This is a genomic window from Ruminococcus sp. NATIVEDY161 (genome assembly GCF_045819895.1).
GTDB lineage: Bacteria > Bacillota > Clostridia > Oscillospirales > Acutalibacteraceae > Ruminococcoides.
The window spans coordinates 760,003-777,217 of the sequence record NZ_CP162392.1 but is presented as its reverse complement, the minus strand read 5'-3'; the positions used below and the strand labels follow the sequence as shown (position 1 = coordinate 777,217).

The 17,215-nt window shown below is 42.4% G+C and carries 15 protein-coding genes; all 15 read left to right on the top strand.

The genetic code is table 11. The features are described from left to right. Window positions 1-167: 167 nt before the first annotated feature. The 15 genes from AB1I50_RS03705 to AB1I50_RS03635 all read left to right on the top strand — a co-directional run bounded on the left by AB1I50_RS03705 (window position 168) and on the right by AB1I50_RS03635 (window position 17,206). Window positions 168-1,583 carry an IS30 family transposase gene (locus tag AB1I50_RS03705; RefSeq protein WP_407723566.1) on the top strand — a complete coding sequence of 472 codons (1,416 nt, stop codon included), beginning with the start codon at window positions 168-170 and terminating at the stop codon, window positions 1,581-1,583. 450 nt (window positions 1,584-2,033) lie between these two features. Beyond that, complete coding sequence (locus tag AB1I50_RS03700) at window positions 2,034-3,449, top strand: IS30 family transposase (RefSeq protein WP_407724899.1); 1,416 nt, start codon at window positions 2,034-2,036, stop codon at window positions 3,447-3,449. A 451-nt stretch (window positions 3,450-3,900) separates the two neighbouring features. After that, window positions 3,901-5,316, top strand: coding sequence for an IS30 family transposase (locus AB1I50_RS03695; RefSeq protein ID WP_407723566.1), 1,416 nt, complete (start codon window positions 3,901-3,903; stop codon window positions 5,314-5,316). Between the two features lie 450 nt (window positions 5,317-5,766). Next, window positions 5,767-7,182, top strand: a complete 1,416-nt coding sequence (locus AB1I50_RS03690) for an IS30 family transposase (protein WP_407723566.1) — start codon at window positions 5,767-5,769, stop codon at window positions 7,180-7,182. Between the two features lie 388 nt (window positions 7,183-7,570). Then, window positions 7,571-7,972, top strand: a complete 402-nt coding sequence (locus AB1I50_RS03685) for a hypothetical protein (protein ID WP_407724897.1) — start codon at window positions 7,571-7,573, stop codon at window positions 7,970-7,972. Window positions 7,973-7,996: 24 nt separating this feature from the next. After that, on the top strand, window positions 7,997-8,623 hold the full coding sequence (locus AB1I50_RS03680) for an SIMPL domain-containing protein (protein WP_407724895.1): 627 nt from the start codon (window positions 7,997-7,999) through the stop codon (window positions 8,621-8,623). A 152-nt stretch (window positions 8,624-8,775) separates the two neighbouring features. After that, window positions 8,776-9,771: a hypothetical protein gene (locus AB1I50_RS03675; protein ID WP_407724893.1), complete on the top strand. Its 996-nt coding sequence runs from the start codon at window positions 8,776-8,778 to the stop codon at window positions 9,769-9,771. A 22-nt stretch (window positions 9,772-9,793) separates the two neighbouring features. Then, the gene (locus tag AB1I50_RS03670) at window positions 9,794-9,934 is read left to right on the top strand and encodes a hypothetical protein (protein WP_407724891.1); all 141 of its coding nucleotides are present in this window, start codon (window positions 9,794-9,796) and stop codon (window positions 9,932-9,934) included. Between the two features lie 55 nt (window positions 9,935-9,989). After that, window positions 9,990-10,472: a hypothetical protein gene (locus AB1I50_RS03665; protein WP_407724890.1), complete on the top strand. Its 483-nt coding sequence runs from the start codon at window positions 9,990-9,992 to the stop codon at window positions 10,470-10,472. Window positions 10,473-10,544: 72 nt separating this feature from the next. After that, complete coding sequence (locus AB1I50_RS03660) at window positions 10,545-10,832, top strand: hypothetical protein (RefSeq protein WP_407724888.1); 288 nt, start codon at window positions 10,545-10,547, stop codon at window positions 10,830-10,832. A gap of 36 nt (window positions 10,833-10,868) precedes the next feature. Beyond that, window positions 10,869-11,366, top strand: a complete 498-nt coding sequence (locus AB1I50_RS03655) for a hypothetical protein (protein ID WP_407724886.1) — start codon at window positions 10,869-10,871, stop codon at window positions 11,364-11,366. Continuing rightward, window positions 11,356-11,727: a hypothetical protein gene (locus AB1I50_RS03650; protein ID WP_407724884.1), complete on the top strand. Its 372-nt coding sequence runs from the start codon at window positions 11,356-11,358 to the stop codon at window positions 11,725-11,727. Before AB1I50_RS03655 ends, AB1I50_RS03650 begins: the two co-directional genes overlap by 11 nt. Before the next feature lie 287 nt (window positions 11,728-12,014). Further along, a complete protein-coding gene (locus tag AB1I50_RS03645; protein WP_407724882.1) occupies window positions 12,015-12,728 on the top strand; it encodes an SAM-dependent DNA methyltransferase in 714 nt (237 codons plus the stop codon). Continuing rightward, window positions 12,721-14,271, top strand: a complete 1,551-nt coding sequence (locus tag AB1I50_RS03640; protein ID WP_407724880.1) for an Eco57I restriction-modification methylase domain-containing protein — start codon at window positions 12,721-12,723, stop codon at window positions 14,269-14,271. The genes AB1I50_RS03645 and AB1I50_RS03640 overlap by 8 nt, the downstream gene beginning before the upstream one ends. Before the next feature lie 10 nt (window positions 14,272-14,281). Continuing rightward, the gene (locus AB1I50_RS03635) at window positions 14,282-17,206 is read left to right on the top strand and encodes a GIY-YIG nuclease family protein (RefSeq protein WP_407724879.1); all 2,925 of its coding nucleotides are present in this window, start codon (window positions 14,282-14,284) and stop codon (window positions 17,204-17,206) included. Window positions 17,207-17,215 lie beyond the last annotated feature (9 nt).

Sequence of the window (17,215 nt, the reverse complement as noted above, 5' to 3'; positions counted from 1 at the left end):
AAAATTTGGAGAGTTAGCGAAAGCTCACCTTGACAAAAGTGCAGGGTATATATTTGGATATTTCCAGATTTTCGGAGCCTTTTAACGCAGTCACCGCCCTAAGGCGGCTTGACCTTGACGGGTTGGTGAGAAAAATGCTACACTCGTCATTTTGAAGGCGAAAACGTTTGGATATTTCCGAGTTTCCGTCGCCTTCAAAAACTTTTCAGCATTTTTCTCAGCGTTCAGTCAAGGTTGACGGTCGGTGTGGTAGAATGATTTCGGTTACTGCCTGCGGAAAGCAGGTAATTATGAGCAGAATCAATTTATCACAAAGAATCATTATTGAAAGTGGAATTTATCAACGACTTTCATTAACCGAAATTGCCCGTAGAATAGGCGTATCGAGAGCATCGGTTTCTAAAGAAATTCGGATGAACCGAACTCCTGCCAAAGGATCTAAGCCGCACGGAAATGACTGCCGGTTTGCCAACGAATGCGAGGAAAAGAATCTTTGCTGCAACTTTGACTGCAAACGCAAATGTGTTTGGTGCTTTGACTTTAATTGCAGAGAGCTTTGCAACAAGTACGACAACTCCCCCTGCTCTGTTCTCCAAAAGCCGCCGTATGTTTGCAATGTTTGTTCCCGCCGCAGGAATTGCAAATGCGACCGGTTTTACTACATGGCGAACCAAGCCGACGCGATGTCCAAAAAGCGTTATTCCAAGGCGCGAAAGAAAACCCACGCAGACGAGGATGAGCTGAAACGCATTGACTCAATTGTTTCCCCACTGATTCGCAAAGGACAGCCGATTTCGCATATCTATGCGGAACACGGCGATGAAATCGGCGTTTCACCGCGCACCTTGTACCGTTACATTGACATGGGTTGTTTGAAGGTCAACAACTTTGATTTGCGCAGGAAGGTTTCTTACAAGCAGAGAAAAAAGAAGCGTGAAGAATCTGAGGCGTTTCAAAACCAGAAGTTCAGACAGACGCGAACCTACCTTGATTTTGTGAAATATATGGAGAAGCACCCTGATATCAACGTTGTTGAGATGGACACGGTCAAAGGATGCCGGGAACAGGGAAAACGGATGCTGACGCTGCTGTTTCGCAAGACGAATCTGATGCTGATTATGCTGATGAGGGACGGCAAGGCGGCAACGGTTGTGGAACAGTTTGACTACCTGACAAGCCTTGTCGGGGTGGAAAATTTTCGCAAAATTTTCCCGGTTATCCTGACTGACAACGGCAGTGAGTTCAAGTACACACAGGAGCTTGAAAAGACGGATCAGGGCGTTCAGAGGACACGTTTGTTTTACTGTGATCCGCAGGCGTCTTGGCAAAAGGCTCAGCTTGAAAAGAACCACGAATATATACGCTATGTTCTGCGTAAAGGCAAAAGCTTCAACCCTTACACACAGGACGATATGGTGCTTTTGATGAACCATATTAACAGCACCAGACGGGAAAAGCTCGGGGGCAAATCTCCATTTGAAGCGGAAGATCGAAAGGAAGTAAAGCTTCTTCTGAAAATGCTGGGGTTACACGCGATTCCCTCCGATGAGGTCAATCTCAATCCCACATTATTAACAAAGTAAATTAACGATTTTGCGGGCAGTGACCGGCTATATTGCTTGAAAAGGCAGGTCGGTTTCACTTTGACAAAATCGAGAGGCGGTCTGTCAGCTTTGCTATGCACTGATGATTGCCACATTAAGTAAAACCAGCTTCGTTTCCGCGTTTTGAACGTCGAAACAGGCTCAAATTTCAATCAGCTTGGACGAAATTGACCGCTAACGTGTTTTTACCTTAGCTTCACTTTTTCATTCAAGCTAGATGTAAGCATCCTAAATTGACAAAGTGAAGTTAACGTTTTAAGGGAAAATTTGGAGAGTTAGCGAAAGCTCACCTTGACAAAAGTGCAGGGTATATATTTGGATATTTCCAGATTTTCGGAGCCTTTTAACGCAGTCACCGCCCTAAGGCGGCTTGACCTTGACGGGTTGGTGAGAAAAATGCTACACTCGTCATTTTGAAGGCGAAAACGGTTGGATATTTCCGAGTTCCCGTCGCCTTCAAAAACTTTTCAGCATTTTTCTCAGCGTTCAGTCAAGGTTGACGGTTGGCGTGGTAGAATGATTTCGGTTACTGCCTGCGGAAAGCAGGTAATTATGAGCAGAATCAATTTATCACAAAGAATCATTATTGAAAGCGGAATTTATCAGCGATTGAATTTAACTGAAATTGCAAATAAGATCGGCATGTCAGTTACTGCGGTTTCCAACGAAATCAAGCTGAACCGAACTCCCGCCAAAGGATCTAAGCCGCACGGAAATGACTGCCGGTTTGCCAACGAATGCGAGGAAAAGAATCTTTGCTGCAACTTTGACTGCAAACGCAAATGTGTCTGGTGCTTTGACTTTAATTGCAGAGAACTTTGCAACAAGTACGACAACTCCCTTTGCTCTGTTCTCCAAAAGCCGCCGTATGTTTGCAATGTTTGTTCCCGCCGCAGGAATTGCAAATGCGACAGGTTTTACTACATGGCGAACCAAGCCGACGCGATGTCCAAAAAGCGTTATTCCAAGGCGCGAAAGAAAACTCACGCAAACAAGGACGAGTTGAAACGTATTGACTCGATTGTTTCCCCGCTGATTCGCAAAGGACAGCCGATTTCGCATATCTATGCGGAACACGGCGATGAAATCGGCGTTTCACCGCGCACCTTGTACCGTTACATTGACATGGGTTGTTTAAAGGTCAACAACTTTGATTTGCGCAGGAAGGTTTCTTACAAGCAGAGAAAAAAGAAGCGTGAAGAATCTGAGGCGTTTCAAAACCAGAAGTTCAGACAGACGCGAACCTACCTTGATTTTGTGAAATATATGGAGAAGCACCCTGATATTAACGTTGTTGAGATGGACACGGTTAAAGGATGCCGGGAGCAGGGAAAACGGATGCTGACGCTGCTGTTTCGCAAGACGAATTTGATGCTGATTATGCTGATGAGGGACGGCAAGGCGGCAACGGTTGTGGAACAGTTCGACTACCTGACAAGCCTTGTCGGGGTGGAAAACTTCCGCAAAATTTTCCCGGTTATCCTGACTGACAACGGCAGTGAGTTCAAGTACACACAGGAGCTTGAAAAGACGGATCAGGGCGAGCGAAGGACACGTTTATTTTACTGTGATCCGCAGGCATCTTGGCAAAAGGCTCAGCTTGAAAAGAACCACGAATATATCCGCTATGTTCTGCGTAAGGGCAAAAGCTTCAACCCTTACACACAGGACGATATGGTGCTTATGATGAACCATATTAACAGCACCAGACGGGAAAAGCTCGGGGGCAAATCTCCATTTGAAGCGGAAGATCGAAAGGAAGTAAAGCTTCTTCTGAAAATGCTGGGGTTACACGCGATCCCCTCTGATGAGGTCAATCTCAATCCCACATTATTAACAAAGTAATTTTACGATTTTGCGGGCAGTGACCGGCTATATTGTTTGAAATGGCAGGTCGGTTTCACTTTGACAAAATCGAGAGGCGGTCTGTCAGCTTTGCTATGCACTGATGATTGCCACATTAAGTAAAACCAGCTTCGTTTCCGCGTTTTGAACGTCGAAACTGGCTCAAATTTCAATCAGCTTGGACGAAATTGACTGCTAACGTGTTTTTACCTTAGCTTCACTTTTTCATTCAAGCTAGATGTAAGCATCCCTAAATTGACAAAGTGAAGTTAACGTTTTAAGGGAAAATTTGGAGAGTTAGCGAAAGCTCACCTTGACAAAAGTGCAGGGTATATATTTGGATATTTCCAGATTTTCGGAGCCTTTTAACGCAGTCACCGCCCTAAGGCGGCTTGACCTTGACGGGTTGGTGAGAAAAATGCTACACTCGTCATTTTGAAGGCGAAAACGTTTGGATATTTCCGAGTTTCCGTCGCCTTCAAAAACTTTTCAGCATTTTTCTCAGCGTTCAGTCAAGGTTGACGGTCGGTGTGGTAGAATGATTTCGGTTACTGCCTGCGGAAAGCAGGTAATTATGAGCAGAATCAATTTATCACAAAGAATCATTATTGAAAGTGGAATTTATCAACGACTTTCATTAACCGAAATTGCCCGTAGAATAGGCGTATCGAGAGCATCGGTTTCTAAAGAAATTCGGATGAACCGAACTCCTGCCAAAGGATCTAAGCCGCACGGAAATGACTGCCGGTTTGCCAACGAATGCGAGGAAAAGAATCTTTGCTGCAACTTTGACTGCAAACGCAAATGTGTTTGGTGCTTTGACTTTAATTGCAGAGAGCTTTGCAACAAGTACGACAACTCCCCCTGCTCTGTTCTCCAAAAGCCGCCGTATGTTTGCAATGTTTGTTCCCGCCGCAGGAATTGCAAATGCGACCGGTTTTACTACATGGCGAACCAAGCCGACGCGATGTCCAAAAAGCGTTATTCCAAGGCGCGAAAGAAAACCCACGCAGACGAGGATGAGCTGAAACGCATTGACTCAATTGTTTCCCCACTGATTCGCAAAGGACAGCCGATTTCGCATATCTATGCGGAACACGGCGATGAAATCGGCGTTTCACCGCGCACCTTGTACCGTTACATTGACATGGGTTGTTTGAAGGTCAACAACTTTGATTTGCGCAGGAAGGTTTCTTACAAGCAGAGAAAAAAGAAGCGTGAAGAATCTGAGGCGTTTCAAAACCAGAAGTTCAGACAGACGCGAACCTACCTTGATTTTGTGAAATATATGGAGAAGCACCCTGATATCAACGTTGTTGAGATGGACACGGTCAAAGGATGCCGGGAACAGGGAAAACGGATGCTGACGCTGCTGTTTCGCAAGACGAATCTGATGCTGATTATGCTGATGAGGGACGGCAAGGCGGCAACGGTTGTGGAACAGTTTGACTACCTGACAAGCCTTGTCGGGGTGGAAAATTTTCGCAAAATTTTCCCGGTTATCCTGACTGACAACGGCAGTGAGTTCAAGTACACACAGGAGCTTGAAAAGACGGATCAGGGCGTTCAGAGGACACGTTTGTTTTACTGTGATCCGCAGGCGTCTTGGCAAAAGGCTCAGCTTGAAAAGAACCACGAATATATACGCTATGTTCTGCGTAAAGGCAAAAGCTTCAACCCTTACACACAGGACGATATGGTGCTTTTGATGAACCATATTAACAGCACCAGACGGGAAAAGCTCGGGGGCAAATCTCCATTTGAAGCGGAAGATCGAAAGGAAGTAAAGCTTCTTCTGAAAATGCTGGGGTTACACGCGATTCCCTCCGATGAGGTCAATCTCAATCCCACATTATTAACAAAGTAAATTAACGATTTTGCGGGCAGTGACCGGCTATATTGCTTGAAAAGGCAGGTCGGTTTCACTTTGACAAAATCGAGAGGCGGTCTGTCAGCTTTGCTATGCACTGATGATTGCCACATTAAGTAAAACCAGCTTCGTTTCCGCGTTTTGAACGTCGAAACAGGCTCAAATTTCAATCAGCTTGGACGAAATTGACCGCTAACGTGTTTTTACCTTAGCTTCACTTTTTCATTCAAGCTAGATGTAAGCATCCTAAATTGACAAAGTGAAGTTAACGTTTTAAGGGAAAATTTGGAGAGTTAGCGAAAGCTCACCTTGACAAAAGTGCAGGGTATATATTTGGATATTTCCAGATTTTCGGAGCCTTTTAACGCAGTCACCGCCCTAAGGCGGCTTGACCTTGACGGGTTGGTGAGAAAAATGCTACACTCGTCATTTTGAAGGCGAAAACGTTTGGATATTTCCGAGTTTCCGTCGCCTTCAAAAACTTTTCAGCATTTTTCTCAGCGTTCAGTCAAGGTTGACGGTCGGTGTGGTAGAATGATTTCGGTTACTGCCTGCGGAAAGCAGGTAATTATGAGCAGAATCAATTTATCACAAAGAATCATTATTGAAAGTGGAATTTATCAACGACTTTCATTAACCGAAATTGCCCGTAGAATAGGCGTATCGAGAGCATCGGTTTCTAAAGAAATTCGGATGAACCGAACTCCTGCCAAAGGATCTAAGCCGCACGGAAATGACTGCCGGTTTGCCAACGAATGCGAGGAAAAGAATCTTTGCTGCAACTTTGACTGCAAACGCAAATGTGTTTGGTGCTTTGACTTTAATTGCAGAGAGCTTTGCAACAAGTACGACAACTCCCCCTGCTCTGTTCTCCAAAAGCCGCCGTATGTTTGCAATGTTTGTTCCCGCCGCAGGAATTGCAAATGCGACCGGTTTTACTACATGGCGAACCAAGCCGACGCGATGTCCAAAAAGCGTTATTCCAAGGCGCGAAAGAAAACCCACGCAGACGAGGATGAGCTGAAACGCATTGACTCAATTGTTTCCCCACTGATTCGCAAAGGACAGCCGATTTCGCATATCTATGCGGAACACGGCGATGAAATCGGCGTTTCACCGCGCACCTTGTACCGTTACATTGACATGGGTTGTTTGAAGGTCAACAACTTTGATTTGCGCAGGAAGGTTTCTTACAAGCAGAGAAAAAAGAAGCGTGAAGAATCTGAGGCGTTTCAAAACCAGAAGTTCAGACAGACGCGAACCTACCTTGATTTTGTGAAATATATGGAGAAGCACCCTGATATCAACGTTGTTGAGATGGACACGGTCAAAGGATGCCGGGAACAGGGAAAACGGATGCTGACGCTGCTGTTTCGCAAGACGAATCTGATGCTGATTATGCTGATGAGGGACGGCAAGGCGGCAACGGTTGTGGAACAGTTTGACTACCTGACAAGCCTTGTCGGGGTGGAAAATTTTCGCAAAATTTTCCCGGTTATCCTGACTGACAACGGCAGTGAGTTCAAGTACACACAGGAGCTTGAAAAGACGGATCAGGGCGTTCAGAGGACACGTTTGTTTTACTGTGATCCGCAGGCGTCTTGGCAAAAGGCTCAGCTTGAAAAGAACCACGAATATATACGCTATGTTCTGCGTAAAGGCAAAAGCTTCAACCCTTACACACAGGACGATATGGTGCTTTTGATGAACCATATTAACAGCACCAGACGGGAAAAGCTCGGGGGCAAATCTCCATTTGAAGCGGAAGATCGAAAGGAAGTAAAGCTTCTTCTGAAAATGCTGGGGTTACACGCGATTCCCTCCGATGAGGTCAATCTCAATCCCACATTATTAACAAAGTAAATTAACGATTTTGCGGGCAGTGACCGGCTATATTGCTTGAAAAGGCAGGTCGGTTTCACTTTGACAAAATCGAGAGGCGGTCTGTCAGCTTTGCTATGCACTGATGATTGCCACATTAAGTAAAACCAGCTTCGTTTCCGCGTTTTGAACGTCGAAACAGGCTCAAATTTCAATCAGCTTGGACGAAATTGACCGCTAACGTGTTTTTACCTTAGCTTCACTTTTTCATTCAAGCTAAATGTAAACTATTTCATCAAAATTATTGATAAAACGAGGGAGTGCAATAAAGATGTGTAAAGTAACAGTAACTCGACCGCAGTGCCCTAAATGTGGTTCAAGAAATATAGCGGAAATCCGGTGGGGACGACAGAATATAACTGACGAATTATTGGAGAAAGAAGAAAGGGGTGAGGTTAAATTGGCAGGTTGCTTCTTGCCAAAGGACAGTAAAAATTGGCATTGCAATGAATGTGGTTTTGAGTTTGGAAAAACCGGGTTTGATGAAATTGTACGATTCAACAAAAAGAAAAAGCCAAAGCATATAGCTGCACACGCGCATTCGTTTATGAACTACACCGAGATTACTCAAAGTGAGAAGTGTGGTTGCTTCTACTGCTTGCACGTCTTTCCGAATAACATGATTTCTGAATGGATTGATGATAACCCGAATGAACCGACTGCGCTATGTCCTTATTGTCTTATAGACAGTGTTATCGGAGAAAAATCGGGGTATCCGATTACAGAGGATTTTTTGAAAGAAATGCGTGATTACTGGTTTGATGAATACTAATATTTCAGAAAAGGAGTTTTGATTATGGGAACAATGAAAATTATTGGAAAAGCAGAGAGGAAATTTAAATGCGATAGGATGACCATTGACATTCGTGTGATTGCCGATGAACCTACGCATGACAGAGCCGTTCACAAATGTATGAACGATTCAGAAGCGCTATTAAATGATCTTCAATCGAGCGGTATCGAGCTAAGTCAGATTATGCTGAATAATCACTCAGTATCAACAAGGCACTACGATGCCAAGCCATATATTGAAGCGGAAAGAGCAATCCGGATCGAGGCTTCGTATGATATGAAGTTGATTAATCATATTACGGATCTGATTGAGGAAAATCATTATAACGCTGATATTGATACTGAATTCAGCGTTTCAAATTTAGCGGATATCCATCAGCAACTCATAGAAGAGGCGTTTAAGGATTCCAGAAAAAAGGCAGATGCGATTGCTTCTCTGACAGGACAAAAGGTCTCGGGAATTGATAAAGTTATTGTCGGGGACGAGTATGACGATGACTATTTGGTCGAATGCGAGTTGAAGGAAACCCGTTTTATTTGCAGAGAAAAAGCATCACGCGCATCAGACAATTTATCAGCAACCGACATTGAAGAGAGTGAAACTGTCACGGTAATTTGGGCTCTTGAATAATAAAATAAAAAAATATTTTTGTTTACGCTAATCCCTTGTACTACATTTTCGGAATTTTGTTGTATGTGATTTTTTGATATGATATTCTTGAAGTATGAATATCGGAACAAGCTTTGCAAATCAAACAGTTTAACCAGAGAGGAGATGATCATATGGTACCGAGAAATTATCATCCACTAAATACGAGAAAAATAATGTATAAATTGCAGAAATCGAAAATGAATACAGAAAACGATTCTTCAGCTAAAACTTCTCAGATTTTTTCAGATTATTACCGTCGCAGGCAGAGCTTAATGGACAACCCTCATAACAAGTTTGCATTTTCGCGTGAGAAAAGAATAATACATGATAGGGAATGCCACTTGGTTAAACGCATCCCGGATGAACAGTTTGAGATGCTAACAGAGTTTGATGAAGAGATGGCACCCTGTTCGGCTTGTTACCGGCGTATGCTGATTCGTTCAGCCTTTGTTAATCAACATCGAAAAATCGGTCTTTATGTTAAGTTTTTTGATAAGATTGGTTGCGGAAATAGGAAACTGAAAAAGCTACTTTTCAAAACGGATACCCAATTGATTGATGTGGGGATTGACGACTTAACAATAAAAGTAAATGAAGATACTTGGTTCCTTCAAATTTGTAACGACGTGCTTGATTTATATCATAATAATTATTCTGTGAATGATGATTTTACTCGTACCTTTACGTCAGGTTACCATCTTCAAAACGTATATAAAAACCCGAAGTACTTTAGTTGTGCAATTTCTGAGATAATGACTTATTCTTGGAATGTACATATGCAGAACAGCAAGGGAAGTGCAGGCGTTACCTATTTTGAAGAGTTGAAATCAAAATTTAATACAGTAAATAATTACAAACAAGTGAAGGAAAGCCAGTATCACGCAACTTTTCACTTTTTGGATTATAATTATCAAGCAATCCAATTTATAGCAGCTGAAGATATTATTTTCAATATAAGAGGACAGCTGGATTGTGATTTTATAGGACGCGATGAACCGTATAGTCTGTTCCAGTGCCGAGTTAAAAAGAGCGATGTTCCTGCTTTTAAACACGCAATGAAGTTACTCAAAGACCGCGCCTATTCTGCAAAAGAGTATGAATATATCGAAGCATGCCAATTATTATAAAACTGAGAGGAGGTAAAAGTATATGACTAAGAAAGAAATTGCAAGATTGATCGAGTGGCTGAAGATAAAAGGTAAATCGGATGAAGAAATCGATCATTGCATCAGCTATATAACTACCGGAAAAGAATCATCTGATTTAATCGAAATGATTAATGAAAAATAAGACTGAGATTAGGAACAGTTGATTAAAGGATATGATTTGACAAGGAGGTTTGGGTATGAAAATTATAGATACTACCTGTCATAATTGTGGCGCGAATTTACATATTGATGCGGATCGCCAATCAGCATATTGCGAATACTGCGGCGCACAGCTATTGATTGATGATGAGGTACAGCACCTCCAAATTGACAACGCCGAAAGTGCCGGATATGCGTTTGAAAAAGGACGTCAGCGAGCTCAAACCGAGGCACAGACACAGCGGCATTATACAAGAAAACCTCAGCCTGCGCCCAAGAAGAAAAGTAAGATGGTTTGGTGGGTGCTTGGATGGATATTTATTTTTCCGATTCCGCTGACTATTATTATATCACGCAACAAAAAACTGAAAACAGGTGCAAAGATAGGAATTATAGTTGCAGCGTGGCTTGTTTATCTAATGATAGGAATAATCGGCAATGTTGCAAAGAGTGACGAACAAGCTGAACCGACATCATCACAGACAAGCTATTCGGTACAGGCGACTGAAAGCACAAATTGAATTAGAATTCAGAATTGATGAAACAGTTGATGTAACAGATAAGAATTTGACAAATGAAAGGAAGAAAAAGCTATGGTAGAAACAACAATCAAAATCACAATTAGATTCCGCGAGGGTGCGGATGTCCAAGATGAGGCGTACCGTTTCAGGCAGGTTTTCGTTAAGCACAACATTGTGCTGAAGGAGGAGACTTATACCAAAAACAGCGTTACTTATACCATTGAATGCACAGTATCCAGTATAGGAGCAATCACATCTTTGCTCGATAATAAGAGTTTGGACGTTGATGATGCTGTCGTAGATATCACGCTTAGTCAGGATCAGCAAATGATTCCCATCGTAGGAACTGTGAAAGCCTAACAGAGAAATGACAATTTTTATTGAGGAGGTGCTGTTATGTCCAATCATGATGATTTTATAGATGAATATATTGAATACAGGATTTTTGAGGAATCTATGAAAGAGTCCGGTAGAGGAAATTTGCGTAAGTCCAAGAAGGGTTCCGGCTGTGGAACAACAGTAGTGATAATTGTTCTTGTGATTATTGTTCTGGCTGTCTTTGGTTCATGCAGCAAGAGCAATCAAAAATCATACTCGTCCAATTTGTATAGGAGGTCGTACAGCTCCTCTTCAAGTTCATATTCCGGTAATGCTTCAAAATCCGGCAGTTCAGATTCTTCATACGTTAGTAAAACCGAGCCATCTGATGTTCAACCTACTACCAAAAAGAATAATTATAAATCAAGTGCCTCGAAGTCAAAGCCCAGCAAATCCAAGGATGAATTCAGTGCAAAGGACTATGTGGACGCGGATGATTTCTACTATGACCATTATGATGATTTTTATGATTATGAGGATGCGGAGGATTATTGGGAGGAGCATAATGGTGATTGATGACGATGACTACAAAAAAACTTCTGAATTACACGAATTGTATTATAACCGCTCAAGCTGCCCAATTGTTTCTGATGAAAGGATTACTCAACTTTCGGAAACTGAGCTCGCGGATTTGTTTTCAGAAGTTAGCAACAAAAGTAGTATGTACATGCATATGGTTGATGAAGATCCGAAATATAAAGCCATCTTTCAATCATATTATACTTTATATATCAAACTTAAAGACCGTATCTTATGGGTTCTGAAAAAAACAAATAACGGAGATATAAAATCTAAACCATACCACGATGCAGTAAAACCGTTTATGGAAAGCAATGGATATAGAGATGGTAGAGGCTGGTGGATCAAAATGGATTAATCATTCAGAAAAATTGTAATGAAGTATCCGAAATGTGGAAGTAAAAACAGAAGTCCAACGTAGGATGAGAAAGAATCAGCGAATAAAATTTAATTTATGAAGACCAAGGAGAATTCTGTATAGGATTATTTGACCCAATTGATTGGGATGGAGATGGCAAACATGATGTTTTTATGACGATGATGATTGGGAAAGAGAAAAAACATACTGATAATCTAAATAAAATAGTTGAGTTGTAGCGGTTTTTTTGCTATAATATTACCATATGAATTTTAATGGGTGAAAATATGGCAAAACAGGTAAAATCAAAAAAGCGTGTTGCCGATCATGGTGAGGTGTTTACCGCCGAACGCGAAGTCAAGGCTATGTGTGATTTAGTGGCGGACGAATGTCTGCGGATAGATTCAAGATTCTTGGAACCGGCTGTTGGCGAGGGTGTTTTCCTTGCGGAGGTGCTTACCCGCAAACTGTCGGTGGTAAAAGAAAAATACAAAAAAAGCGCGTATGATTACGAGCGAAATGCTATTCTTGCGCTGACAAGTATTTACGGCGTTGATATTCTTGCCGACAACGCGCAAGTGTGTCGTGACAAGTTGTTCGCGTTATGGAATGAGGAGTACACCGCTGCCTGTAAAAAAGAGGCAAGCGATGAAGCACGCGAAGCTGCTAAATACATCTTGAAAACCAACATCATCTGCGGTAATGCATTAAGTTTGATGTGTGTAGATGAAAACCAACAGGACACCGATGAACCGATTATTTTTGCGGAATGGACATTCCCGTTCAATGACGCGAGAATAAAACGCAGAGATTTTCGATTGGATGTTCTTTTGAAAGAAAACACCGAAGATCAATACTATGCCGAACAGTTCAGTTTGTTTGGCGATGACGCAATGGGGCTTGAAAATTGGATGATAGATCCCGTGACGCATGAAAAGGTGCCGAAGCCTATCAGGGAATATACTTTGATACACTACAGGAGGTTGACGGAAAATGGCTGACAACAGTTTATTTGGGAATATATATACTCCGGATGTTTTGACATGTATTGCAAACCTTTCCAATGACGAAGTGTTCACGCCACCAAGCGTAGCAAATGCGATGCTTGATATGCTGCCGCAGGAGTTGTTTGAAAATCCGGATACAACATTCTTGGATCCCGCCTGTAAAAGCGGCGTGTTCCTTCGTGAAATAGCTGTCAGGCTAATCAAAGGGCTTGAGTGGCAGATTCCTGATTTACAGGAACGTCTTGATCATATTTTTCACAAGCAACTTTATGGTATTGCCATTACCGAGTTGACAAGCCTGCTCTCACGCAGAAGCCTTTATTGCTCCAAGTACCCGAACAGCGAGTATTCTGTCAGTAAGTTTGATGATGCACAGGGTAATATCCGTTACAAGCGAATAAATCATCATTGGCAGAACGGCAAGTGCGTATTTTGCGGCGCCTCAAGTGGACAATACGAGCGTGGAGATGACCTTGAAACTCATGCTTATGAGTGGATTCATATGGTTAAACCGGAGGAGATTTTTAATATGAAGTTTGATGTAATAATAGGTAACCCACCATACCAACTTAGTGATTCAGGTGCGTTTGCAAGTGCATCACCTATCTATCATAAATTTGTAAGTCAGTCAAAAAAACTAAATCCAAAGTTTTTGTCAATGATTATTCCTTCGCGCTGGTTTGCAGGAGGAAAAGGATTGGATGGATTTCGTAAGGAAATGCTGGAAGATAATCGAATAAGAGTGTTACATGACTATCCAATAGGTGCAGACTGTTTTCCAGGGATAAGAATAGCAGGTGGAGTGTGCTATTTTTTATGGGATAGAGACAATCCGGGAGATTGTGATGTATATTCACATAAAGGCAATAGCATAACTTCAAATATGAAAAGACCTATGCTTGAAAAAGGAGCTGATACTTTTATTAGAATAAATGAAGCGGTTCCAATCTTGAGAAAAGTTCAAGCACTAAACGAAAAAAGCTTTTCCAGTATTGTATCGGCAAGAAAACCTTTTGGATTGCCAAGTGATTTTTTTGCTAATCCAAAGAAGTATAATTTGCCGGATATTAGTGAAAATCCGGTAAAAAATGGCATTTCTATTTTTGGCACTTACAAATATAAAACAGTTAAACGTTATGTTTCAAAATCTTATCCATTCCCTTCGGGACAACAATACATTGGTAAATACAAAGTGTTTGTATCGCAAGTGTTAGATAATGGTTTTGACTGGACAAAAGAACGACTACGTCCTTTTTTAGGAGGCCCTTATGACGTGTGTACAGAGACTTTTCTTTGTGTAGGGTTATATGATACAAAAGAAGAAGCTGAAAACGTAATTTCATATATGAATACTAACTTATTTCATTTGTTAATGCATTTGAAAAAAGTTAGTCACCATGTTGTAGCAAAGGTATACGGTTTTTGTCCAATACAAGATTTTTCTCGTCCTTGGAATAATTTGGATTTGTACAACAAATATGGACTTTCTGACGAGGAAATTAAATTTATTGAAGATAATATAAAACCGCTGGATTAGGAGAAGAAATATGTCATCCGTAAATTTTACTCCCCGACCAGAGGTAACGCCGACAATATATGTATATGAGTTAATCGGTGTTGGTTCTCACAAGGGTTATTTGAAAATCGGCTATACTGAACGTACAGCGAGAGAGCGTGTGGCAGAACAAATGCACACATCCGCTGTACCATATAAAATATTATTGGAAGCCTCTGCAATGCGTACAGACGGAACTTCCTTCAACGACCACGACATTCACCGATATATGCGCCGGCGCGGATTTAAACAGCTGAATGCAGGCGAAGATAAAAACGAATGGTACAAATGTACCATTAACGATGTAAAAGCTGCCATTGTTGCCGTGCGAAACAGAACCGAAAATGATGAGAACCGCACATTAAGCTTTCCAATGCGCCCTGAACAGGCGTATGCGGTGAAAAGCACGATGGCATACTATGAAAAAGCACAGAAATTGGATCCGACCCGTGCACCCAAATTCCTGTGGAATTGCAAAATGCGCTTCGGCAAAACTTTTGCTACTTATCAACTGGCAAAGAGAATGGGTCTAAAGCGTGTGCTGGTGCTTACCTTTAAGCCTGCGGTTGAATCGGCGTGGGCGGATGACCTGATGAGCCATATCGACTTTGAAGGCTGGCAGTTTATTTCCAACAAGGACGCACACAACCGCAGCGTCAATATCAATGATGCGTTTGAGGCTGCTGACAAGAGCAGACCGATTGTAGTGTTCGGTTCATTCCAAGACCTTCTCGGCACAAACAGCAGCGGCGGCATCAAGGTTAAAAACGAGTTTATTCACGCCAACAATTGGGATTTGATCGCCTTTGACGAGTACCACTTCGGCGCGTGGAGAGAGAACGCAAAAAAACTCTTTGAAAATCCGGACGAAGAAGCCGAAGCGGATTTCGACCAAGAAAAGTACAAGCGCGATGAAGCGGATAATGCCATCAATGAAACATTCCTGCCAATCACTACAAGCTACTATCTTTACTTATCGGGTACACCGTTCAGAGCAATCAATAGTGGAGAATTTATAGAAGATCAGATTTACAATTGGACATACTCCGACGAGCAGAGAGCCAAGGAGAATTGGAAGGGTACGGGAAACCCCTATATTTCTCTGCCCAAAATGGTTATGATGACCTACCGCATTCCCGACAGCATCCGCCAGATTGCCATGGCAGGAGAGTTTAATGAATTCAGCCTTAATCTGTTCTTTAAGGCGAAATATGAAAAGGGAGATATGCCGGAAAACTCGCGCTTCATCTTTGAGAGTGAGGTCAAGAAGTGGGTGCAGCTGATTCGCGGTTCCTATTTGCCGAGCAATGTTGATGAGATGAAGGTCGGTCAGCGTCCGCCTATGCCGTACTCCGATGCAAGGCTGCTTGCTGTGCTTAACCATACTTTATGGTATTTGCCGAATGTTGCGTCCTGCTATGCGATGTACAACGTTCTTAAGGAGGACAACTATTTCTCCGATTATAAAATCATCGTTGCGGCAGGCATTAAAGCCGGTATCGGTTTGGATGCTCTTGCTCCCGTACAAAACGCGATGGAAAATCCGCTGACAACAAAAACGATTACATTGTCATGCGGCAAACTGACGACAGGCGTTACCGTAAAACCGTGGTCGGGTGTATTTATGCTGCGCGATATGAGCAGCCCGGAATCATATTTCCAGACGGCTTTCCGCGTTCAGTCACCGTGGACGATAAAAGACGATAACGGCAACGAAATCATCATGAAGCACGAATGCTACGTGTTCGATTTTGCACTTGACAGGGCATTAAAGCAGATTTCCGATTATTCGTGCCGACTCAATGTAAATGAGGATAATCCCGAAAAGAAGGTCGAGGAATTTATCAGTTTCCTGCCTGTTCTCGCTTATGACGGCGCAAGAATGCGTCAGATTTCCGCGCAGGACGTGCTTGATATTGCCCTTGCCGGAACATCGGCCACATTGCTTGCAAGACGCTGGGAAAGTGCTTTGCTCGTTAATGTAGATAACGATACTCTGCGCAGACTTCTCGACAACAAGGAAGCGTTAGATGCGCTTATGAGCATTGAGGGATTCCGTTCCCTTAACAGCGATATCGAAACAATCATCAATAAATCCGAAAAGGTAAAGAAAGCAAAAAAGGAAAAGGACGAACTCAATAAGAAGGAAAAGAAAGAACTCTCTGAGGAAGAAAAGGAGTATAAGAGCCTTCGCAAGCAGATTCAGGAAAAGCTGATCAAATTTGCCACGCGTATTCCTGTATTCATGTATCTGACCGATTACCGTGAGAGTACGCTGAAAGATGTTATTACGCAGCTTGAACCGGGACTTTTCAGAAAAGTAACCGGCTTGAAGGTGAAGGACTTTGAACTCCTGTGTTCACTTGGCGTATTTAACGCAAGCCTCATGAGCGATGCTATCTTCAAATTTAAGCGTTACGAGGATAGCAGCCTTGAATATACAGGTATCAACAAGCACGAAGGCAAAGATGTCGGTGGTTGGGATACCGTTCTTAAGCGTGAAGAATATGAACGGTTGTTCTATAATCAGCAAGCTACGATGGAGCCGCCAAAGTTTACCCAACCGGAGATGATTCAGCTTCCACCGGAACCACCGAAGGAAGTGAAGAAAACAGTTACAAAAACAGCGAAACCAAAAATTGAACACAAAAAGGTTGAGCCAAAGTGGCAATCCACATATACGCCTCGTGTAAGGGTTGCGATCGGCACAAAACCGGGCAGAACAGAAACAAAGAAGTCTGACTTCGATATGTCAACCGTCAAACTTGGCGCGAAGGTTATTCATAAAGTGTTCGGCGAAGGCACGGTTGTTATGCTTGATATCAATGAGCTGCAAATCAGAGTGCAGTTTGAAAAAGGCGAGAAAACATTCTTGCTTCCCGGTGCTTTTGACGGTGGATTCTTGAAGTTGATGTAATAATGATTA